Source organism: Pseudomonas sp. GD04091, assembly GCF_029836165.1.
GTDB lineage: Bacteria > Pseudomonadota > Gammaproteobacteria > Pseudomonadales > Pseudomonadaceae > Aquipseudomonas.
The window spans coordinates 238,148-258,712 of sequence record NZ_JAOEBG010000007.1; the positions used below are offsets into that span (position 1 = coordinate 238,148).

General features: G+C 64.1%; 22 protein-coding genes. 16 read left to right on the forward strand and 6 right to left on the reverse strand.

All coding sequences use genetic code 11. From position 1 onward, the window contains the following. Positions 1-230 precede the first annotated feature (230 nt). Positions 231-1,118, reverse strand: a complete 888-nt coding sequence (gene gluQRS / locus N7422_RS11985) for a tRNA glutamyl-Q(34) synthetase GluQRS (RefSeq protein WP_279806728.1) — start codon at positions 1,116-1,118, stop codon at positions 231-233. Between the two features lie 100 nt (positions 1,119-1,218). After that, on the reverse strand, positions 1,219-1,665 hold the full coding sequence (gene dksA, locus N7422_RS11990; protein WP_279806729.1) for an RNA polymerase-binding protein DksA: 447 nt from the start codon (positions 1,663-1,665) through the stop codon (positions 1,219-1,221). Positions 1,666-1,877: 212 nt separating this feature from the next. Here dksA and N7422_RS11995 point away from each other — a divergent pair, with 212 nt between their 5' ends. After that, positions 1,878-3,050: a pyridoxal phosphate-dependent aminotransferase gene (locus N7422_RS11995; protein WP_279806730.1), complete on the forward strand. Its 1,173-nt coding sequence runs from the start codon at positions 1,878-1,880 to the stop codon at positions 3,048-3,050. Next, positions 3,050-3,766: a DNA/RNA nuclease SfsA gene (gene sfsA / locus N7422_RS12000; RefSeq protein WP_279806731.1), complete on the forward strand. Its 717-nt coding sequence runs from the start codon at positions 3,050-3,052 to the stop codon at positions 3,764-3,766. The genes N7422_RS11995 and sfsA overlap by 1 nt, the downstream gene beginning before the upstream one ends. Here sfsA and N7422_RS12005 read toward each other — a convergent pair. Next, positions 3,729-4,073, reverse strand: a complete 345-nt coding sequence (locus N7422_RS12005; RefSeq protein ID WP_279806732.1) for a Rieske 2Fe-2S domain-containing protein — start codon at positions 4,071-4,073, stop codon at positions 3,729-3,731. The genes sfsA and N7422_RS12005 overlap by 38 nt on opposite strands. 162 nt (positions 4,074-4,235) lie before the next feature. On the opposite strand from N7422_RS12005, the gene N7422_RS12010 reads away from it, so the two are divergent. Genes N7422_RS12010 through N7422_RS12025 form a run of 4 tightly spaced genes read left to right on the forward strand, consistent with a single transcriptional unit; the run spans position 4,236 to position 7,825 of the window. Continuing rightward, on the forward strand, positions 4,236-5,120 hold the full coding sequence (locus N7422_RS12010; protein WP_279806733.1) for an ABC transporter substrate-binding protein: 885 nt from the start codon (positions 4,236-4,238) through the stop codon (positions 5,118-5,120). Positions 5,121-5,170: 50 nt separating this feature from the next. Further along, entirely contained in the window at positions 5,171-6,154 is a 984-nt protein-coding gene (locus N7422_RS12015; RefSeq protein WP_279806753.1) for an iron ABC transporter permease, read from the forward strand. Beyond that, positions 6,154-6,921, forward strand: coding sequence for a heme ABC transporter ATP-binding protein (locus N7422_RS12020; protein WP_279806734.1), 768 nt, complete (start codon positions 6,154-6,156; stop codon positions 6,919-6,921). The genes N7422_RS12015 and N7422_RS12020 overlap by 1 nt, the downstream gene beginning before the upstream one ends. A gap of 10 nt (positions 6,922-6,931) precedes the next feature. After that, the gene (locus tag N7422_RS12025) at positions 6,932-7,825 is read left to right on the forward strand and encodes a ChaN family lipoprotein (protein WP_279806735.1); all 894 of its coding nucleotides are present in this window, start codon (positions 6,932-6,934) and stop codon (positions 7,823-7,825) included. Between the two features lie 172 nt (positions 7,826-7,997). On the opposite strand, the gene N7422_RS12030 is transcribed toward N7422_RS12025, so the two are convergent. The 3 genes from N7422_RS12030 to N7422_RS12040 form a co-directional block, all read right to left on the reverse strand. After that, positions 7,998-8,276 carry a TfoX/Sxy family protein gene (locus N7422_RS12030; RefSeq protein WP_279806736.1) on the reverse strand — a complete coding sequence of 93 codons (279 nt, stop codon included), beginning with the start codon at positions 8,274-8,276 and terminating at the stop codon, positions 7,998-8,000. Positions 8,277-8,473: 197 nt separating this feature from the next. Then, the gene (locus N7422_RS12035; RefSeq protein WP_279806737.1) at positions 8,474-8,827 is read right to left on the reverse strand and encodes a pentapeptide repeat-containing protein; all 354 of its coding nucleotides are present in this window, start codon (positions 8,825-8,827) and stop codon (positions 8,474-8,476) included. 100 nt (positions 8,828-8,927) lie between these two features. Next, entirely contained in the window at positions 8,928-10,490 is a 1,563-nt protein-coding gene (locus tag N7422_RS12040; protein ID WP_279806738.1) for a bifunctional aminoglycoside phosphotransferase/ATP-binding protein, read from the reverse strand. A 116-nt stretch (positions 10,491-10,606) separates the two neighbouring features. Between N7422_RS12040 and mrcB the strand changes: the two genes are divergently transcribed. The 10 genes from mrcB to msrQ all read left to right on the forward strand — a co-directional run bounded on the left by mrcB (position 10,607) and on the right by msrQ (position 20,463). Further along, positions 10,607-12,928 carry a penicillin-binding protein 1B gene (mrcB, locus tag N7422_RS12045; RefSeq protein ID WP_279806739.1) on the forward strand — a complete coding sequence of 774 codons (2,322 nt, stop codon included), beginning with the start codon at positions 10,607-10,609 and terminating at the stop codon, positions 12,926-12,928. A gap of 26 nt (positions 12,929-12,954) precedes the next feature. Further along, positions 12,955-13,734, forward strand: a complete 780-nt coding sequence (locus N7422_RS12050) for a tetratricopeptide repeat protein (protein WP_279806740.1) — start codon at positions 12,955-12,957, stop codon at positions 13,732-13,734. Beyond that, positions 13,731-14,057, forward strand: coding sequence for a YqcC family protein (locus N7422_RS12055; protein WP_279806741.1), 327 nt, complete (start codon positions 13,731-13,733; stop codon positions 14,055-14,057). Before N7422_RS12050 ends, N7422_RS12055 begins: the two co-directional genes overlap by 4 nt. A gap of 52 nt (positions 14,058-14,109) precedes the next feature. Further along, positions 14,110-14,277, forward strand: coding sequence for a hypothetical protein (locus N7422_RS12060; protein WP_279806742.1), 168 nt, complete (start codon positions 14,110-14,112; stop codon positions 14,275-14,277). A gap of 193 nt (positions 14,278-14,470) precedes the next feature. Beyond that, complete coding sequence (locus tag N7422_RS12065) at positions 14,471-16,195, forward strand: acetolactate synthase 3 large subunit (RefSeq protein WP_279806743.1); 1,725 nt, start codon at positions 14,471-14,473, stop codon at positions 16,193-16,195. A 1-nt stretch (position 16,196) separates the two neighbouring features. Continuing rightward, positions 16,197-16,688, forward strand: a complete 492-nt coding sequence (ilvN, locus tag N7422_RS12070; protein WP_003250040.1) for an acetolactate synthase small subunit — start codon at positions 16,197-16,199, stop codon at positions 16,686-16,688. 54 nt (positions 16,689-16,742) lie between these two features. Next, positions 16,743-17,759 (forward strand): ketol-acid reductoisomerase, encoded by a 1,017-nt coding sequence (ilvC, locus tag N7422_RS12075; RefSeq protein ID WP_279806744.1) that lies wholly within the window; start codon positions 16,743-16,745, stop codon positions 17,757-17,759. 152 nt (positions 17,760-17,911) lie between these two features. Further along, the gene (gene pssA / locus N7422_RS12080) at positions 17,912-18,763 is read left to right on the forward strand and encodes a CDP-diacylglycerol--serine O-phosphatidyltransferase (protein ID WP_279806745.1); all 852 of its coding nucleotides are present in this window, start codon (positions 17,912-17,914) and stop codon (positions 18,761-18,763) included. Positions 18,764-18,838: 75 nt separating this feature from the next. Further along, complete coding sequence (gene msrP / locus N7422_RS12085) at positions 18,839-19,852, forward strand: protein-methionine-sulfoxide reductase catalytic subunit MsrP (RefSeq protein ID WP_279806746.1); 1,014 nt, start codon at positions 18,839-18,841, stop codon at positions 19,850-19,852. Continuing rightward, positions 19,852-20,463, forward strand: a complete 612-nt coding sequence (msrQ, locus tag N7422_RS12090; RefSeq protein ID WP_279806747.1) for a protein-methionine-sulfoxide reductase heme-binding subunit MsrQ — start codon at positions 19,852-19,854, stop codon at positions 20,461-20,463. The genes msrP and msrQ overlap by 1 nt, the downstream gene beginning before the upstream one ends. Positions 20,464-20,565 lie beyond the last annotated feature (102 nt).

Consider the following 20,565-nt stretch of genomic DNA (forward strand, 5'->3'; position numbering starts at 1 on the left):
GGAATCGGTGGTGTTCGCCAAGAGTTTGAATTTGTTGGGCTTTTGATTTTGGTGAAACGCTGGGCTTGCTGTCTTGCGCGGTCCCTGTAGGAGCGGCCTTGTGTCGCGATGGGGCGCGTAGCGGCCCCAGGTTTTCAGCGTTGCCGCAGGTATTGCCGGGGCTGCTTTGCAGCCCATCGCGACACAAGGCCGCTCCTACAATGATCGCGTTGGCCGGTCGGACCAGGGCATTAATGCAAATCAGCCTCGGGCACCGTCATTTGCCGCGTAACATGCTCCGGCCGCCACTGCTGCCGCGCCACCGCCAGCACCTCGGCCGGGGTGGCCCCCGCCAGTGCCGGATCCGCCTGCTGCCCCAATGCCCGCAGGGCACGCAGCAACAACGGCGTCGCCTGGTCCGCCTCCAGCGGCGGCGAGCGGTACGACTTGCCCAGCTTGTGCCCGTCCGGTTGCACGATCAATGGAATGTGCAGGTAACGCGGCTGCGAGAACCCCAACAACTCCTGCAGGTACAGCTGACGCGGCGTGTTGTCCAGCAGGTCGGCGCCGCGCACGATATCGGTGACACCCTGCCAGGCATCGTCCAGCACCACCGCCAGCTGGTAGGCATACAGCCCGTCGCGACGCTGGATGACGAAGTCGCCCACGTCACGCCCCAGGTGCTGCTCGAACTCACCCTGGACACGATCGGTGAAGCGGTAGATCAGCTCCGGCACCCGCAAGCGGATCGCCGCGCCTTCGCGCGCGTGCCCGGCATTGCGGCAAAAGCCCGGATAGATGCCGTTGTAGCCTTCGAGCTGCTTGCGCGAGCAGGTGCAGGCATAGGCCAGGCCCATGTTGAACAGACGATCGACAACGGCCGCATAGGCCTCGTGGCGCTGGCTCTGGAACACCACCTCGCCATCCCACTCCAGCCCGTAGCGCTCCAGGGTCTGCAGGATCGCGTCCCGGGCGCCGGGCATCTCCCGGGGCGGGTCGGTGTCTTCCATGCGCAGCAGCCAGCGGCCATTGACGGCGCGAGCGTCGAGCCAGGAGGCGAGGGCGGCGACCAGCGAGCCGAAATGCAGGAAACCGCTGGGGGTGGGGGCGAAGCGGCCGATGTAGCGGGAGTCGTTCATGGATTGCACAGCTATATAAATGAAGACGGGGCGTACCAGTCGTAGGTAGCGGGCAAGCCCGCTACCACAACCGATACGCCCCGTCTCCGAGGGTCCGGGGTCAGCCTTTACCGACAGTCTTTTCCTTCTTCTCTGCAATTTCCTTGCAGTCGAAGCACAGGTCCGCAGTGGGGCGGGCTTCCAGGCGACGCAGACCGATCTCGATGCCGCAGGAGTCGCACCAGCCGTATTCTTCGTCCTGAATTTTCTGCAGGGTCTTGTCGATTTTCTTGATCAGCTTGCGCTCGCGATCGCGGTTGCGCAGCTCCAGGGCGAACTCTTCTTCCTGGCTGGCGCGGTCGGCCGGGTCCGGGAAGTTGGCTGCTTCGTCCTTCATGTGCGTCACGGTCTGGTCTACGCTCGTCATCAACTCAAGCTTCCACGCCCCCAGAAGCTTGGTGAAGTGCTTGCGCATGGGCTCGCCCATGTACTCCTCGCCCTTGGTTTCTTTATAGGGCTCTACACCGTACATGGTCTGACCGGCTTTTTGCTTTTCTACGGTGGACATGAATAGACCGCCTCTCACTCATCTGATCCAATGCGCAGGCTGCTTCCAGCTCCGGCGACCGCCGGCCCTGCGACTGCGAGCCGCCGAACTTACCAGATAGATACGGGGTGCGCTACCCCGCCCTATGCCTGCTATTGACCGCCGACAGGGCGCTACGTTCGCTGGCGCGCACAGGTAGAATCACCAGTTTAGACCCAATTGAGAGAAGGCCCATGGCTCAGCCACACAGTGCGCGCAGTCGCGCCATCGAACCCTTCCATGTCATGGCCCTGCTGGCCCGGGCCAATGAGCTGCAGGCTGCCGGCCATGACGTGATCCACCTCGAGATCGGCGAGCCGGACTTCACCACCGCAGCGCCGATCGTCGCCGCCGGCCAGGCCGCCCTGGCCGCCGGGCACACCCGCTACACGGCAGCGCGTGGCCTGCCACAGTTGCGCGAGGCGATCGCCGGGTTCTATGGCCAGCGCTACGGTGTGGATCTCGACCCAGAACGCATTCTCATCACTCCGGGCGGCTCTGGCGCGCTGCTTCTGGCCAGCAGCCTGCTAGTCGATCCGGGCAAGCACTGGCTGCTGGCCGACCCCGGCTATCCGTGCAACCGCCATTTCCTGCGCCTGGTCGAAGGCGGCGCGCAGCTGGTGCCCGTGGGGCCGGACGTCAACTACCAGCTGACCGCCGACCTGGTCGAACGCTACTGGGACAAGGACACCGTCGGCGCGTTGGTCGCTTCGCCCGCCAACCCGACCGGCACGGTGCTCGATCGCGATGAGCTGGCGGGCCTGTCGAGCGCCATCCGCGCGCACCACGGCCATCTGGTGGTGGACGAGATCTACCATGGCCTTACCTATGGCATGGATGCGCCGAGCGTGCTGGAAGTGGACGACCAGGCGTTTGTCCTGAACAGTTTTTCCAAATATTTCGGCATGACCGGCTGGCGCCTGGGCTGGCTGGTAGCCCCACCGTCGGCGGTGGGCGATCTGGAGAAGCTGGCGCAGAACCTCTATATCAGTGCCCCAAGCATGGCCCAGCATGCCGCGCTGGCGTGCTTCCAGCCAGAAACCCTGGCGATCCTCGAGGAGCGCCGCAGCGAGTTCGCCCGCCGCCGCGACTACCTGCTGCCGGCCCTGCGTGAACTGGGCTTCGGCATCGCCGTGGAACCACAGGGTGCCTTCTATCTGTACGCCGATATCAGCGCCTTCGGTGGCGACGCCTTCGCCTTCTGTCGGCATTTCCTGGAAACCGAGCACCTGGCCTTCACCCCTGGCCTGGATTTCGGTCGTCATCAGGCAGGTCATCATGTGCGTTTCGCCTATACCCAGAGCCTGCCGCGCCTCGAGGAGGCAGTGCGGCGCATTGCCCGTGGCCTGCGGAGCTGGCAGGGCTGATGATGTTTTTCCCCGAACTCGAACAGGCGCGGCTGTTGCGCCGATACAAGCGTTTCCTGGCCGACATCGAGCTCGCCAGTGGCGAGCAGATCACCATCCACTGCCCGAACACCGGCTCCATGCTCAACTGCATGCGTGAGGGCGGGCAGGTGTGGTTCAGCCGCTCCAACGACCCCAAGCGCAAGTTGCCCGGTACCTGGGAGATCAGCGAGACCCCCCAGGGGCGGCTGGCCTGCGTCAACACCGGACGCGCGAATGCCGTGGTGGAAGAGGCTCTGCGCGCAGGCGTCATCACCGAGCTTGCCGGTTTCACCACGCTCAGGCGTGAAGTGGCCTATGGCGAGGAGCGCAGCCGCATCGACTTCTATCTGGAGTTTGCCGACGCTCGCAAAGCCTATGTCGAGGTCAAGAGCGTGACGCTCGGTTACCCCGACTCGCCTGTCGCGGCCTTTCCCGACGCCGTCACCCAGCGTGGCGCCAAGCATCTGCGCGAACTGGCGGCCCTGGCGCGCCAGGGCATCCGTGCGGTGCAACTGTACTGTGTGAATCTGACTGGTATCGAAGCCGTGCGCCCGGCGCAGGAGATCGACGCCGCCTATGCCCAGGCCCTGCGCGCCGCGGTGGCGGAGGGTGTCGAGGTGCTGGCCTATGGCACCCGTCTCGACGCCCGGCAGATCGTCATCGATCGAGCGTTGCCGGTGTTGCTCGATCCGTGAGCCAGATGCCCTGGCTGTCTTCCAGGCAGTCCAGGGCCTCCAGCCATTCGCCCGCACAAGGTCCGGCCACGCACTCACCGCTTTCGATCAGGAACAGCGCTCCGTGATGGGCGCATTGGATCAGGCTCGCGCTGTCGTCGAGAAAGCTGTCCGCTTCCCAGTTCAGTGGAATGCCGCGGTGCGGGCAGCGGTTGCCATAGAGGTAGACCTTGCCCTGGCGGCGCACGGCGAACAATGGCGCGCCAGCTACGCTGAAGGCGCGGCCATGGCCTTCGGCAAGGTCGCAGGAGGTGCAGAGAAAGTGCATCGAGGCGGAATCTTCCGGTTAAGCCGTGTGACAAAGGGATGGCTTGACGCTTCAATGCGAATAATTATCAAATTGCCCACACTCGCCGCGCCAGGCTGTCTATGGTGCGCACTTCCACCGCTCGCCACAAGGCGCGCGGCTCGCCTCCAGCAAAGGAATCCGATGATGCGTCGTCCCGCTGCCCTGTTCGCCCTGTGCGCCGGTCTTGCCCTGTCCACCCAGGCCCTGGCCGCCGAGGTCCCGCAGCGTTGGGTCAGCGCCGGTGGCGCCTTGAGCGAGTGGATCAGCGCCCTGGGCGGCGAGCAACGCCTGGTCGGCGTCGACACCACCAGCCAGCACCCGCAATCGCTGAAGGCGCTGCCCAGCATCGGCTACCAGCGCCAGTTGTCGGCCGAGGGCATCCTCAGCCTGCGCCCGGATGTACTGGTCGGCACCGAGGAGATGGGGCCACCGCCGGTCCTGGCGCAGATCCGCAATGCCGGGGTTCGGGTCGAGCTGTTTTCCAGCAAGGCCGAGATCGCTGCGGTGGACGAGAATCTGAAACACCTTGGCGTGCTGCTGGGCAATGCAGAAAAGGCCAACGAGCTTGCCACTGACTACAAGCAGCGACTGGACACTTTGCAGGGGCAGATCAAGCAGGCCCAGGCCGGACAGAAGGCACCAGGCGTGCTGCTGCTGGTCGGCCATGCCGGCGCCAAACCGCTGATCGCGGGACAGGGCACCGCGGGTGACTGGGTGCTGCGTCAGGCGGGCGGGCGCAATCTTGCCGATCACCAGGGCTACAAGAATTTCTCGGTGGAGGCCCTGGCGGCGCTGAATCCGGACGTGGTGGTGTTCTCCGATCGTGCCCTCGACGGCGAGCAGGCCTTGCAGGCGCTGCTCAAGGAGAATCCGGCATTGGCGGCCTCGCGCGCGGCACGCGACAAACGCCTGGTATCGCTCGACCCGACTTTGCTGGTCGGCGGCCTCGGCCCGCGCCTGCCCGCCACGCTGCATGAACTGGCAGCGCGCTTCTATCCCGCCGCCAAGGCCAGCCTCAACCCATGAGGCAGCGGGTCCAACCACGCACGTTGTTCATTGTCCTGGCATTGCTGTGCCTGCTGGCGGTCTGGCTGTCGCTGGCGCTGGGGCCGGTCAGCCTGCCGCTGTTCGACACCTTGCGTGCCGGGCTGCGCCTGATCGGGCTGCCGGTTTCCGGCGAGGGCCTGGAGCAGGCCGAAATGATCCTCGGGCAGATCCGTCTGCCACGCACCTTGCTGGGGCTTGCCGTGGGCGCGGTGCTGGCGTTGTCCGGCGTGGCGATGCAGGGGCTGTTCCGCAACCCGCTGGCCGACCCGGGGCTGGTGGGGGTCGCCAGCGGCGCGGCCCTCGGCGCGGCGGTGGCCATCGTCGGCGGCAGCTGGCTGGGCGGTATTCCCGAGTGGTTCGCGCCTTATCTGCTGTCGCTGTGCGCGTTCGTCGGCGGCCTGGGGGTGACGGCGATGGTGTATCGCCTGGGGCGTCGCGACGGGCAGACCAATGTCGCCACCATGCTCCTGGCCGGCATCGCCATGACCGCGCTGGGCGGCTCCGCGGTCGGCCTGTTCACCTACCTGGCCGATGACGCCACCCTGCGAACCCTGACCTTCTGGAACCTGGGCAGCCTCAATGGCGCCAGCTATGAGCGCCTGTGGCCACTGCTGCTGGTTTGCGCGGTGGTGGCGCTGTGGCTGCCACGCCGGGCGCAGGCGCTCAATGCGCTGCTGCTGGGCGAGTCCGAAGCCCGCCACCTGGGCATCGAGGTGGAGACGCTCAAGCGTGAACTGGTGTTCTGCACGGCGCTGGGCGTTGGCGCGGCGGTCGCGGCCGCCGGCCTGATCGGCTTCATCGGCCTGGTGGTGCCGCACCTGGTGCGCCTGGTGGCAGGGCCGGACCATCGTGTCCTGCTGCCCGCTTCGCTGCTGGCCGGTGGCACGCTGCTGCTGTTTGCCGACCTGATCGCCCGGCTGGCCCTGGCGCCGGCGGAGTTGCCGATCGGTATCGTCACGGCCTTCATCGGTGCGCCGTTCTTCCTGTTCCTGCTGGTGAGGGGGCGTAGCTGATGCTCGATGTCGAAGGGTTGTCGCTCAAGCGTGGCAACGCTCAGGTATTGCACGATATCCACCTGCAACTGCGCCCCGGACTGATCCTCGGCGTGCTCGGCCCCAATGGTGCGGGCAAGAGCAGCCTGCTGGGCGCGCTGTGCGGCGAGCTGGCGGCCAGCGCAGGGCAGGTGCGGCTGGATGGGCGCGCCCTGGACCAATGGTCCGGCCAGGATCGGGCCCGACGCCTGGCGGTGTTGCCACAGGTGTCCACGCTCGGCTTCTCGTTCAATGTTGAGGAAGTGGTCGGGATGGGGCGTCTGCCCCATGCCAGTGGGCGGCAGCGCGACCGCGAGATCGTCAGCGCGGCGCTGGAGGCGGCGGATGCGCTGCACCTGGTCGATCGCAGCTACCTGGCGCTGTCCGGCGGTGAGCGCCAGCGTGTGCACCTCGCCCGGGTGCTGGCCCAATTGTGGCCGGGCGAGGCGGGCAGCACGCTACTGCTGGACGAACCCACCTCGGCCCTCGATCCGCTGCACCAGCACACCACGCTGCAGGCCGTGCGCAGTTTTGCCGACCGGGGCGCGGCGGTGCTGGTGATCCTGCATGACCTGAACCTCGCCGCGCGCTACTGTGACCAGATCCTGCTGCTCGAGCAGGGGCGCTGCCATGCGCTGGACACACCGCGACAAGTGCTGACCCCCGCGTCGCTGAAAGCCGTGTTCGGCATCGACGTGCTGGTACAGCCGCATCCGGAGCGCGGCCATCCGCTGATCATCACTCGCTAGGAGCCTGACCATGCGCCACCTGTTGCTGTCCAGCCTGACGGTTTGCCTGGCGCTGGCGTTGGGCGCCTGCCAGGCCAGCCTGCCACCGTTGCCGGCCTGGCAAAGCAGCGAGGGGCGCGATAGCGCGCAGCTCGGGCAGATCATCGACCTGGCCAGCGGGCAGCGGTTGACCCCGGAGCAACTGGTCCGGCACCTGGCCGACGCACCCCGGGTGCTGGTCGGCGAGAAGCATGACAACCCCGACCACCATGCCCTGCAGCTCTGGCTGCTGCACGCGCTGGAAGCGAGACGGCCGCAGGGCAGCCTGCTGTTGGAAATGCTCCAGCCCGAGCAGCAGCCCCTGGTGGATGCGCTGAAGAAGGACGCCCGACTGCCTGCCGACCTGCCCAAGGCCCTGGCGTGGCAGGAAGGCTGGGATTGGAAGCAGTATGGACCGATCGTCCGTGACGCCCTGGCCGGGCCCTATCCGTTGTTGTCCGCCAACCTGTCACCGGGTGAGGTCCGCCAGGCCTATCGCCAGCCGGTCAGCCCGCCAGGGCTGCGTTCCAATGCCCAGGCTGTAAAGAAGGCGCTGCTCGAGCAGGTGCGTGCCGGTCACTGCAACCTGCTGCCCGAGCGCCAGCTGCCCGCCATGCTCGCCGTCCAGCAGCAACGCGACCGACGCATCGCCGAGCGCCTGCTGGGTGCCGCGCAGCCTGCGCTGTTGTTCACGGGCAGCTATCACGCCCGCAAGGATATCGGCGTGCCGTTGCACCTGGCCGACCTGGGGGCCAAGGGGCAGAGCGAGGTCTTGCTGTTGGCGGAAGTGGGGGAGGTGGTCGAGGCGGGCATGGCCGATTTCGTCTGGTACACCGCGGCGCTGCCCGAGCAGGACTACTGCGCCCAGCTGCGCAAGGGGCATTGAATCGCGGGCAAAAAAAGACCCGGCAAAGTGCCGGGTCAATAACCGTGATTAGCCTGATGAGGAGATAATCTGAGAGTCCGAACCAGGGAGCTTTCAGGTTACCCAACCAGTCTCGCGACCAGTTGAGATAATCATAACGATTCTCATTTCGGCGTCAATGCCTTTTGCCAATTTATTTTTCGTTCTTCTGCGCCGGGCACTTCGCATCGAGCTGCTCGTTCAACGCTTGCTTGCGTTCGGCCGGCAGGTCGTTCCAATGCATGTCCAGCAGGGCGCCTTCAATGGCGTACAACAACACCTTCGAAGCCCGGAATCCTCGCGTTCTCACCGCCTGGTACGCGCCTACGGCGCCCAGGCGGCGAAGATCCGATGCGCTGTGAATGCCGACGGCGTGCAGCCATTGCGCGGAGGTCTTGCCAAGGTTTTTCAGATGCTGCAATTCATCGTTCATCGAGCCTCCTTGCGATGGCTGAACGGGTCATGTGGATAAATCGCGAGCAGGTCAATGAGCAGTGTAGCGGGGGTTGTGAATAACGCGGCCTTTTGCCATCGGGGCCGACGGGGTGCAGTGATTCCGCATGCCCGGCAGGTGTTGCCATCGTGGGAGCGGGGCAGGCTCGCTCCCATGAATGGGCACAGCGCCGCCAATCATTCCTGGCGCGAACCGCGATAGCGCATGCGCGTGCCGAACTTCGCCGACATGAGAATCTCATCGGCGCTCAACTCGGCAGGGAAATAAGTCCCGGAGATCTGCGCGTGGGCGATGCTGGCCCCCTCCATGCCGTTGTCCCGCAGATCCAGCCCGCGCAGGTCGGCGGCACGGAAGTAGGCATCGGTGAAATCGATGCCACGTACGTCCAGGGCGCGCAGGTCCAGACCGCGGAAGTCGCCGCCGCGAAAATCGATGGGCGTGTCCACCGGCTTCTCACGGTTGAAGGCGGCGATCTTCTCGTCGCGGACCAGGGCATACAGGGCGTTGTCCAGCTGACGGGGTTGGTTCATGGCGGCGCCTCCTCCGTGGGGTGTGATGATATTGTAATGCCATCACTTGAGGGGCGCCGGACTTCAGCCGTGAACTGTCGATTGGTTCACGGCTGCGGGCTCAAAGGCCGGGAAGGTGCTGACGGATCTGTTCGATCAGTTGGTCCATGCTGGCGCTTTCCTGGGTGTTCACGCGCTTGCTGTGCTTCTGTTCTTCGGCATCCAGCGGGTCGCGGCTGGCCTGCTGGGCCTTGACCACTTCCAGGGTGGCGTCCGAGGGGTCGATGGCTTCGGCCTGGCGCTGGGCCAGCCAGCTGGCGATCACCGCGTCGGGGGCCTGGCAGTCGAGGATCAGGAACGGCACGCCGGTCTCGCTGGCGATGTCGGCCGCGGCCTTGCGCTGCTCGTGCTTGAGGTAGGTGGCGTCGAGCACTACCGGGAAACCGGCACGCAGGATGATCGCCGCCAATTTATGCAGGCGCTGGTAGGTGGCGCGGCTGGCGTCCTTGTCGTAGATGCCGGCTTCCAGTTGGCCGGCGTCGGCTGCCTGCTGCTTGCCGAACAGGCGCTTGCGCTCCACGTCCGAACGGACGCGTACCGCGCCCAGCGCCTCGACCAGGCGCATGGCCACGTGGCTCTTGCCCACCGCCGACACGCCCTGGGTGATGGCCAGCAGGCGCGAGGGGATGGCGCTGTAGCTTTCGGCGAGGTTGGCGTAGTTGCGGTAGGTGCGCAGGGTAGTGGCGCGCTGCACGCCATCGGCGTCGGGGGCCAGGCTGAACAGCGCGACCTTGGCCCGTACCAGGGCGCGGTAGGCCTTGTAGAAGTTCAGCAACTCCAGGCCTTCATAGTCGCCGGTCAGCTCCAGGTACTGGCTGATGAAGCGGCGCGACAGGCATTTCAGGCCGCGGTCCTCGAGGTCCATGGCCAGGAACCCGACATCGGCGTAGACATCGGTCAGGCGGAACGGCTCGTTGAATTCGATGCAGTCGAAGATCACCACCTTGCCGTCGATCAGCGTGGCATTGCCCAGGTGGATGTCGCCGTGGCATTCGCGGATGAAGCCATCGGCCTTGCGCGCTTCGAGCAGGCCGTGCAGGCGCTTGAAGCTGTCCTGTGCCCAGGCCTGCAGCGCATCGAGCTGCTGCAGGTCGGCCTTGTCGGTGAGGAATGGACGGATCTGTTCGAAGTTCTGCTCCACTGGCGCCATCACCGCGTCCGGAGTGCCCAGCGGGTGATTGACCGACACTTTCGGCGCCTGCAGGTGGAATTCGGCGATCTGCCGGGCCATCTGGTCGATGTGGCCGGCGTTCAGCTCGCCATTGGCCTGCAGGGTGCTGAGCATCTGGTCCTGAGGGAACTGACGCATTTTCAGCGCGTATTCGATGGCCGGGCCTTCGCCGCCGATCCGCGGCGCCTCGACGCTGCCGGTGATCGGCAGCACTTCCAGGTACAGGCCTTCGGTCAGCCGCTGGTTCAGGCGCAGCTCTTCGTTACAAAAATGTCCGCGCTGATCCAGGCCGGTGAAATCGAGGAAGCCGAAGTTCATCGGCTTCTTGATCTTGTAGGCGTACTCGCCAGTGAGCAGGACCCAGGAGATGTGCGTCTCGATGAGCTGGAAACCCGCGACCGGATGCGGATAGAGGGCGGGGTTCTGCAGCGCGCTGATCAGGGCTTGGCTCACGGATCATCCTTCAGGGTCAGGGAATTCGAATCGGACATTATGGTCAATGGTGCCGTCCCTGCAAACCGCCGAGGGGCGTCTGCCTCCCTTTTTCAAAGTGCGTATAATCCGCCGCCATGACTCGTACCCGAAATTCCCGCACCCCTAAAAAACGCCCGACCGGTCGCGCCCGCGCCTGGCTGGGCTGGGCTCTCAAGCTCAGCCTGGTCGGCCTGGTGGTGATCGCCGGTTTCGCGGTCTATCTCGACGCCACCGTCCAGGAGAAATTCTCCGGCAAGCGCTGGACCATCCCGGCCAAGGTGTATGCCCGCCCGCTGGAGCTGTTCGTCGGCCAGAAGCTGAGCCGCAACGACTTCCTCACCGAGCTCGATGCCCTCGGCTACCGCCGCGAAAGCGCGGCCAACGGGCCGGGCGCGGCTTCGGTCAACGGCAATACGGTCGACCTCAATACCCGCGGCTTCCAGTTCTATGAAGGCATGGAGCCGGCGCAGTTCGTGCGCGTGCGCTTCTCCGGCGACTACGTCGCCGGGCTCAGCGGGGCCAACGGCGGCAAGCTCGACGTGGTGCGCCTGGAGCCGTTGATGATCGGCGGCATCTATCCGAAGAACCTCGAAGACCGCATCCTGATCAAGATCGACCAGGTGCCGCCTTACCTGCTGGAAACCCTGATCGCCACCGAAGACCGGGATTTCTACAGCCATTTCGGCGTCTCGCCCAAGTCCATCGCCCGGGCCGTCTGGGTCAACACCTCGTCCGGCGCCATGCGCCAGGGCGGCAGTACCCTCACGCAGCAGCTGGTGAAGAACTTCTTCCTGACCAACGAACGCAGCCTCAGCCGCAAGCTGACCGAAGCCATGATGGCCGTGCTGCTCGAGCTGCATTACGACAAGCGCGAGATCCTCGAGGCGTACCTCAACGAGGTGTTCGTCGGCCAGGATGGGCAGCGTGCCGTGCACGGCTTCGGCCTGGCCAGCCAGTTCTTCTTCAGCCAGCCGCTGCAGGAGCTCAAGCTGCACCAGATCGCCTTGCTGGTGGGCATGGTCAAGGGGCCGTCCTATTACAACCCGCGCCGCTCCCCCGAGCGCGCCCTGCAGCGCCGTAACCTGGTGCTCGACCTGCTCGCCGAGCAGGGCGTGGCCAGCCAGGACGTGGTCGATGCGGCGAAGAAGATGCCCTTGGGCGTGACCAAGCGCGGCAGCCTGGCCGACAGTTCGTTCCCGGCCTTCCTCGACCTGGTCAAGCGGCAGTTGCGCCAGGACTATCGCGACGAAGACCTGACCGAAGAGGGTCTGCGTATCTTCACCAGTTTCGACCCTATCCTGCAGATGAAGGCCGAGACCGCCATGACCGAGACCTTCAAGCGTCTGGCCGGGCGCAAGGGCGCCGACGAAGTCGAGTCGGCGATGGTCGTCACCAATCCCGAGACCGGTGAAGTGCAGGCGCTGATCGGCAGCCGCCAATCGGGCTTCGCCGGCTTCAACCGCGCCATCGACGCGGTGCGGCCGATCGGCTCGCTGGTCAAGCCGGCGGTGTACCTGACCGCGCTGGAACAACCGAGCAAGTTCACCCTGACCAGCTGGGTGCAGGACGAGCCGTTCTCGGTCAAGGGCGCCGACGGCCAGGTGTGGCGTCCGCAGAACTACGACCGCCGCCCGCACGGCACCATCTACCTGTACCAGGGCCTGGCCAACTCCTACAACCTGTCGACCGCCAAGCTCGGCCTGGAAGTCGGCGTGCCCAACGTGATCAAGACCATCGGCCGGCTGGGCGTGCAGGTCGACTGGCCGGCGTTCCCGTCGATGCTGCTGGGTGCCGGCGGCATGTCGCCGATGCAGGTGGCGACCATGTACCAGACCATCGCCAACGGCGGCTTCAACACGCCGATGCGCGGTATCCGCAGCGTGCTCACCGCCGAGGGCGAGCCGCTCAAGCGCTATCCGTTCCAGATCCAGCAAACGTTCGACCCGGGGTCCATCTATCTGGTGCAGAACGCCATGCAGCGGGTGATGCGCGAAGGTACCGGTCGTTCGGTGTACAACGTATTGCCAGGGTCGCTGACCCTGGCGGGCAAGACCGGTACCAGCAACGACTCGCGTGACAGCTGGTTCTCCGGTTTCAGCCAGGATCTGCTGGCGGTGGTGTGGCTGGGCCGCGACGACAACGGCAAGACGCCGTTCACCGGCGCCACCGGCGCGCTGCAGGTCTGGACCAGCTTCATGAAGAAGGCCGACCCGCTGCCGCTGGAGATGCCGCAGCCGGACAACGTGGTGCAGGCCTGGATCGACCCGTACAGTGGCCAGGGATCCGACGGCAGCTGTCCGGGAGCGGTGCAGATGCCGTATATTCGCGGCAGCGAACCGGCCGCTGGCGCCACCTGTGGTGGTGAGCAGAACCCGGCCGAGTCGGTGATGGACTGGGTCAAGGGCTGGATGAATTGAGCACGAGCTTCTGAAGAGGGTGTGAAGTGAACAAGTGGTGGATACCTGCCCTGGCGGCAGTAAGCGTGCTGCACGGTTGTGCCAGCGTCCCGCGTGGCAATATTCCGGTGGTCGATTCGAGCACCCGGGTTTCCAACAGCGAGCGCGTCTCGGCCAAGCGCACGTCGGCGTATCCGACCAGCGGCGGCAGCAGCCAGGCCCAGTCGCTGCCGGAAGACTCCGGCGTCACCGTGATGATCCCGCAAGGGACCGGCGGCGCGCCGATCCAGTCGTTCCCGGCGGGCACCGGCCCGGCACCGATCAGCACCGGTCCGATCACCCCGGGGCCGGTCAGCGGCGGGCCGATCACCACCAATCCCAACCCGATTGCCGACGAGCCGTTCGACATCGCCTCGATGAGCAAGCCCGCGCCGGTCACCAGCGCGCCGACCGGTATTCCGCGTGGCAACGTCTCCAGCGGTGGCCTGTCCGCCGACGAGCAGCTCGACGGCCCGGTGCTGGCGCTGCTGACCACCGCCCAGCAGCAGCAGGGCAGTGGTGATTTCAATGGCGCCGCGTCGAGCCTGGAGCGTGCCCAGCGCATCGCCCCGCGTGAGCCGCAGGTGCTGTTCCGTCTGGCCCAGGTGCGCCTGTCGCAAGGTGATGCCGCGCAATCCGAGCAGTTGGCCCGCCGCGCACTGACCTACGCCAATGGTCGTCCGGACCTGCAGGCCCAGCTGTGGAATACCATCGCCCAGGCCCGCGAGAAGCAGGGTGACAGCGCTGGCGCTGCCTTGGCGCGGCAGAAGGCGCGGGTCAACCTGTGATGGAACAGCGCATCCTCGACATCGCCGATCACCTGTTGCTGATCGAGCGCGAGCTCAAGGTCCAGGGCTGGTGGAGCGATGCCGCGCCCAGCCCCGAGGCGCTGGCCAGCGTGGTGCCGTTCGCCGTCGACAGCATGGCCTTCGAGCAGTGGCTGCAGTGGATCTTCCTGCCGCGGATGAAACTGATTCTCGAGCACGGCCATCCGTTGCCCAATGCCTCCGGCATCCTGGTGATGGCGCAGACGGTGTTCGTCGACCGCCCGGAACAAAGCCGCGAGCTACGGCGCCTGCTGGCAGCATTCGACCAATTGATCAGTCCTTGAGCCTGATTTCTTCTCTTTTTCCCTTGAGGGCCGCAGATTGTGGCCCTTTTTTATGGAAATCTTCTTAAATCTGCTGCTGAGCGCCTTTTTAGTGGTGGTGGTGATTCATCTTGCGGAAAATTTGGCAATAATTTTTCTTGACTTGTGGGCGGCGAATCAGAAGAATCCAGATTCCGCTGTAGAGGGACTGCCAGAAGCAGACCCGCTAAGCAGATCATGAGGCGCACACCCGCGCCGACTTGTAACACCCCGCAACGCGTTACCTCGCGCTGGGTGGGAAAGCCCGCAACACACCAGGGCGTTCCCAATACTTGCTCAGTCAGTGCTGACGTTCGCTCATGCTCTGCTTGGCAGTAAACCTATTAAGACCCGCTCAGTGAGGGCGGTATTCTGGCGTTTTAGAGGTGAACAACGTGGAGCTTTTATCTGGCGCTGAGATGGTCGTCCGCTTCTTGCGTGACGAAGGCGTTAAGCACATCTACGGGTACCCTGGCGGTGCTCTCCTTCATGTTTACGATGCCCTGTTCAAGGAACCGGAAGTCCAGCACATCCTGGTTCGTCACGAGCAGGCTGCCACCCATATGGCGGACGGTTACGCCCGTGCCACCGGCAAGGCCGGCGTGGTACTGGTGACTTCCGGTCCGGGCGCGACCAATGCCATCACCGGCATTGCCACCGCCTACATGGACTCCATTCCGATGGTCATCCTGTCTGGCCAGGTGCCCAGCACCATGGTCGGCACCGACGCGTTCCAGGAAACCGACATGATCGGTATCTCCCGGCCGATCGTGAAGCACAGCTTCATGGTCAAACATGCGTCGGAAATTCCCGAAGTCCTGAAAAAAGCGTTCTATCTTGCACAGTCCGGCCGTCCTGGTCCGGTGGTGGTCGACATTCCAAAAGATATGACCAATCCGGCCGAGAAGTTCGAGTACATCTACCCGAAGAAGGTCAAGCTGCGTTCGTATAGCCCGGCTGTTCGTGGCCACTCCGGCCAGATCCGCAAGGCGGCCGAGATGCTCCTGGCGGCCAAGCGCCCGATCGTCTACTCCGGCGGTGGCGTGATTCTCGGCGGCGGCTCCGAAGCCCTCACCGAAATCGCCAGGTCGCTGAACCTGCCGGTCACCAACACCCTGATGGGCCTCGGTGGCTTCCCGGGTACCGATCGCCAGTTCCTCGGCATGCTCGGCATGCACGGCAGCTACACCGCCAACATGGCCATGCACCATGCCGACGTGATCTTCGCCGTCGGCGCGCGTTTCGACGACCGCGTGGTCAACGGTCCGGCCAAGTTCTGCCCGAATGCCAAGATCATCCACATCGACATCGACCCGGCGTCGATCTCCAAGATGATCAAGGCCGACGTGCCGATCGTCGGGCCGGTCGAAAGCGTGCTCAGCGAGATGCTGGCCATCCTCAAGGAAATCGGCGAGCAGCCCGACAAGGCGGCGCTGGATGCCTGGTGGAAGCAGATCGACGAATGGCGTGGCGATGGCGAGCTGTTCCCCTACGACAAGGGCGACGGCAACATCATCAAGCCGCAACAGGTGATCGAGACCCTGTGCGAAGTGACCAAGGGCGATGCCTTCGTCACCTCCGACGTAGGCCAGCATCAGATGTTCGCCGCGCAGTACTACCGCTTCAACAAACCCAACCGCTGGATCAACTCCGGTGGCCTGGGCACCATGGGCTTCGGTTTCCCGGCGGCCATGGGCATCAAGCTCAACTTCCCCGACCAGGACGTGGCCTGCGTCACCGGTGAAGGCAGCATCCAGATGAACATCCAGGAACTGTCCACCTGCATGCAGTACGGCCTGCCGGTGAAGATCGTCAACCTGAACAACGGTGTGCTGGGCATGGTCCGCCAGTGGCAGGACATGGCCTACAACGGTCGCCACTCGCACTCCTACGTCGAGTCGCTGCCGGACTTCGTCAAGTTGGCCGAGGCCTATGGCCATGTGGGTATCCGCATCACCAGCCTGAAAGACCTCAAGCCGAAACTTGAAGAGGCTTTCGCGATGAAGGACCGCCTGGTGTTCATCGACATCGCGGTCGACCGGACCGAGCACGTCTATCCGATGCAGATCAAGGACGGCTCGATGCGTGACATGTGGCTGAGCAAGACGGAGCGTACCTGATATGCGGCACATCATTTCCCTGCTGCTGGAAAACGAACCCGGTGCCTTGTCTCGCGTGGTCGGCCTGTTTTCCCAGCGCAACTACAACATTGAAAGCCTGACCGTGGCGCCGACCGAAGACCCGACCCTGTCGCGTCTGACGCTGACCACCGTTGGCCATGACGAGGTGATCGAGCAGATCACCAAGAACCTCAACAAGCTGGTCGAAGTGGTCAAGCTTGTGGACCTGTCGGAAAGCGCCCACATCGAGCGTGAACTGATGCTGGTCAAGGTCAAGGCCACCGGTGCCCAGCGGGCCGAGATCAAGCGCACCACGGACATCTTCCGTGGCCAGATCGTCGACGTGACCGCCAGCGTGTACACCGTGCAGCTGAGCGGTACCAGCGACAAGCTGGACAGCTTCATCCAGGCCATCGGCACCGCATCGATTCTCGAAACCGTGCGCAGTGGCGTCACCGGCATTGCCCGTGGCGACAAAGTGCTCAGCATCTAACTTCAAAAACTAGCGATGGCTCCGCAGGGGCCGAGATATAACCAGGGGTATTTCATGAAAGTTTTCTACGACAAAGACTGCGACCTCTCCATCATCCAGGGCAAGAAAGTCGCCATCATCGGTTACGGTTCGCAAGGTCACGCCCAGGCGTGCAACCTGAAGGACTCCGGTGTGGATGTCACCATCGGTCTGCGTAAAGGTTCGGCCACCGTTGCCAAGGCAGAAGCCCATGGCCTGAAAGTGACCGACGTCGCCTCCGCCGTCGCTGCCGCCGACCTGGTCATGATCCTGACCCCGGACGAATTCCAGGGCCAGCTGTACAAGTCCGAGATCGAGCCGAACATCAAGAAAGGCGCCACCCTGGCCTTCTCCCACGGCTTCGCGATCCACTACAACCAGGTCGTTCCGCGTGCCGATCTCGACGTGATCATGATCGCGCCGAAGGCCCCGGGCCACACCGTTCGCTCCGAGTTCGTCAAGGGCGGCGGCATCCCTGACCTGATCGCCATCTACCAGGACGCCTCGGGCAACGCCAAGAACGTCGCCCTGTCCTACGCCGCTGGCGTCGGCGGCGGCCGTACCGGCATCATCGAAACCACCTTCAAGGACGAGACCGAAACCGACCTGTTCGGTGAGCAGGCCGTTCTGTGCGGCGGTACCGTCGAGCTGGTCAAGGCTGGTTTCGAAACCCTGGTCGAAGCCGGCTACGCCCCGGAAATGGCCTACTTCGAGTGCCTGCACGAGCTGAAGCTGATCGTCGACCTCATGTACGAAGGCGGGATCGCCAACATGAACTACTCGATCTCCAACAACGCCGAGTACGGTGAGTACGTCACCGGCCCTGAAGTCATCAACGAAGAATCCCGCAAGGCCATGCGCAATGCCCTCAAGCGCATCCAGGACGGCGAGTACGCGAAGATGTTCATCAGCGAAGGCGCCACCAACTATCCTTCGATGACCGCCAAGCGCCGCAACAACGCCGCCCACGGCATCGAGATCATCGGCGAGCAACTGCGCTCGATGATGCCGTGGATTTCGGCCAACAAGATCGTCGACAAGACCAAGAACTAAGGTCCTGCTTCGATAAATGAAAAACGCGGCTTCGGCCGCGTTTTTTCGTTTGCGCGGCCAGCTTCTGGTATAAAGCGACCAGTGGCTCGCCGTCAGAACCCGTTTCGCGAGCCCGTGTCGAACATATTCCACCCTGTTGCAAGGTACTTTTCATGAGCGAACGTCCCGAAGAGCCGAACAAGCCCTCCGACGCCGAAAGCCTGCTACCTGTCGATGAGCACGTCGAAGAAGGCCATGACGCCGAAGGGCGCAAGGTCCGTCACCGCGGCATCTACCTGCTGCCCAACCTGTTCACCACCGCGAACCTGTTTGCCGGCTTCTATTCCATCATCAGCTCGATGAGCGCGCAGAGCGCCCTGAGTGCCGGTGACCCACGCGAGGCGAGCAAGTATTTCGCCTTTGCCGCCATCGCGATCTTCGTCGCCATGGTCCTCGACAGCCTCGACGGCCGTGTGGCGCGCATGACCAACACGCAGAGCGCCTTCGGGGCCGAGTACGACTCGCTGTCGGACATGGTCGCCTTCGGTGTGGCGCCGGCATTGCTGGCGTTCGGTTGGGCGCTCGGTGACATGGGCAAGGTCGGCTGGATGGTCGCCTTCATCTATGTGGCGGGTGCAGCGTTGCGTCTGGCGCGTTTCAACACCCAGGTCGGCACCGCCGACAAGCGCTACTTCATCGGCCTGGCCAGCCCGGCGGCGGCTGGTGTCGTGGCGGGTACCGTGTGGGCCTTCAGCGACTACGGCATCCAGGGCTCCAAGCTGTCGTTCCTGGTGGCGCTGCTGGTGGCGGCTGCCGGCATGCTGATGGTCAGCAACGTCAAGTACAACAGCTTCAAGGAGCTGGACCTCAAGGGGCGTGTGCCGTTCGTGGCGATCCTGGCCGTGGTGCTGGTGTTTGCCGTGGTATTCAGCGATCCGCCGCGCATCCTGCTGCTGATCTTCCTCGGTTACGCGATCTCCGGCCCTGTGCAGTACCTGCTGCGCGTCCGTCGTCGCAAAACCTGAAAGATTTAATCGCGGAATAACCTGCCGGCTCCATAGTCTTACGGGTACATCAGTTGCCCGTACTGTGGAGCCGCCATGCTCATCAAGCTTCCCCGGTCTTCCGACTGCAAGTCGTCGCAGATCACCCCCGAACAGATCTACCTTTCCCGTCGTCACATGCTCGGTGGAGCCCTGGCAGGGCTTGCGCTGGGTGCGTTGCCGCGTCTGGGCGTCGCCGCCGAGCCATCGCGCTATGCCGATGCCGAGCCCGGAAAGGCGCCTGCATGGTTCGCCGACAAGCTCGGCGCGACGCGCTGGCAGGCCGTGACCGTGCAGGGCGAGGCGATCACGCCGTTCAAGGACGCCACCCATTACAACAACTTCTATGAGTTCGGTCCCGACAAGGGTGATCCGGCGGCCAATGCCGGATCGCTGAAGACCGAGCCCTGGAGTCTGGTGGTCGATGGCGAGGTAGCTAAGCCCGGGCGCTATGCGCTGGAGGACTTCGTCAAGCCCTACCAGTTGCAGGAGCGCATCTATCGATTGCGCTGCGTAGAAGCCTGGTCGATGGTCATTCCATGGTTGGGTTTCCCGCTGGCGGAGGTGCTCAAGCAGGTCGAGCCGACTTCACAGGCGCGCTATATCCGTTTCGAAACCCTGCAGGACCCCAAGAGCATGCCGGGGCAACGTTCCGGGTTCGCCCTGATCGACTGGCCCTACGTGGAGGGGCTGCGGCTGGATGAGGCAATGAACCCGCTGGCGATCCTGGCGGTGGGCATGTACGGCCGGGAGCTGGCCAACCAGAACGGCGCGCCGTTGCGCCTGGTGGTGCCTTGGAAGTATGGCTTCAAGAGCATCAAGTCGATCGTGCGCATCAGCCTGGTGGCGGAGCAGCCACACACCACCTGGCAGGGGTTGGCGCCGGATGAATACGGCTTCTATGCCAACGTCAACCCGACGGTCGATCACCCGCGCTGGACCCAGGCTCGCGAGCGGCGTCTGCCCAGTGGGCTGTTCAGTCCGAATGTGCGCGATACGTTGATGTTCAATGGTTACGCCGATGAAGTGGCGTCGTTGTACAGCGGCCTCGACCTGCGGAAGAACTACTGATGCGTTATCCCTGGTTTCGCCTGGCGATTTTCATCGTGGGTTGCCTGTTTCCAGCCTGGTGGCTGTACGAGGCGCTGATGGGGCGGCTCGACCCGGACCCAGGGAAGATTCTCATGGATCGTCTTGGCCTGGGGGCCCTGGTGTTTCTGTTGATTACCCTGAGCATGACGCCCTTGCAACGGCTCAGTGGCTGGTCGGGGTGGATCGTGGTGCGCAGGCAGCTGGGGTTATGGTGCTTTGCTTATATAGTGCTGCACTTGATGGCCTACCTGGTGTTCATCCTTGGTCTGGACTGGGGGCAGTTCGGGGTGGAGTTGCGCAAACGTCCCTACATCATTGTTGGGGCGCTCGGCTTTCTGGGGTTGCTGGCGTTGGCAGTTACGTCCAACCGCTACAGTCAGCGGCGATTGGGGGCGCGCTGGAAGAAATTGCACCGGCTCGTTTATCTGATTCTCGGGTTGGGGTTGCTGCATTTCTTGTGGATCGTGCGTTCGGATCTGAAGGAATGGGCGATCTATGCGGGGATTGGTGCGGTGTTGTTGGTGATGAGGATTCCATCTGTATGGCGGAGGGTGCCGAGGTTGGTGGGCGGGCGGGGGAGGGCGGTTTGAGGAGGTGTTGGCTTTTGGAGGTGTTCGCCAGGGGTTCTCCGGCGCCTACAAGGGTTGTGTCGAGCGCTTGGTGGTCTTGATGCGGTATTTTCGCTAATGGTT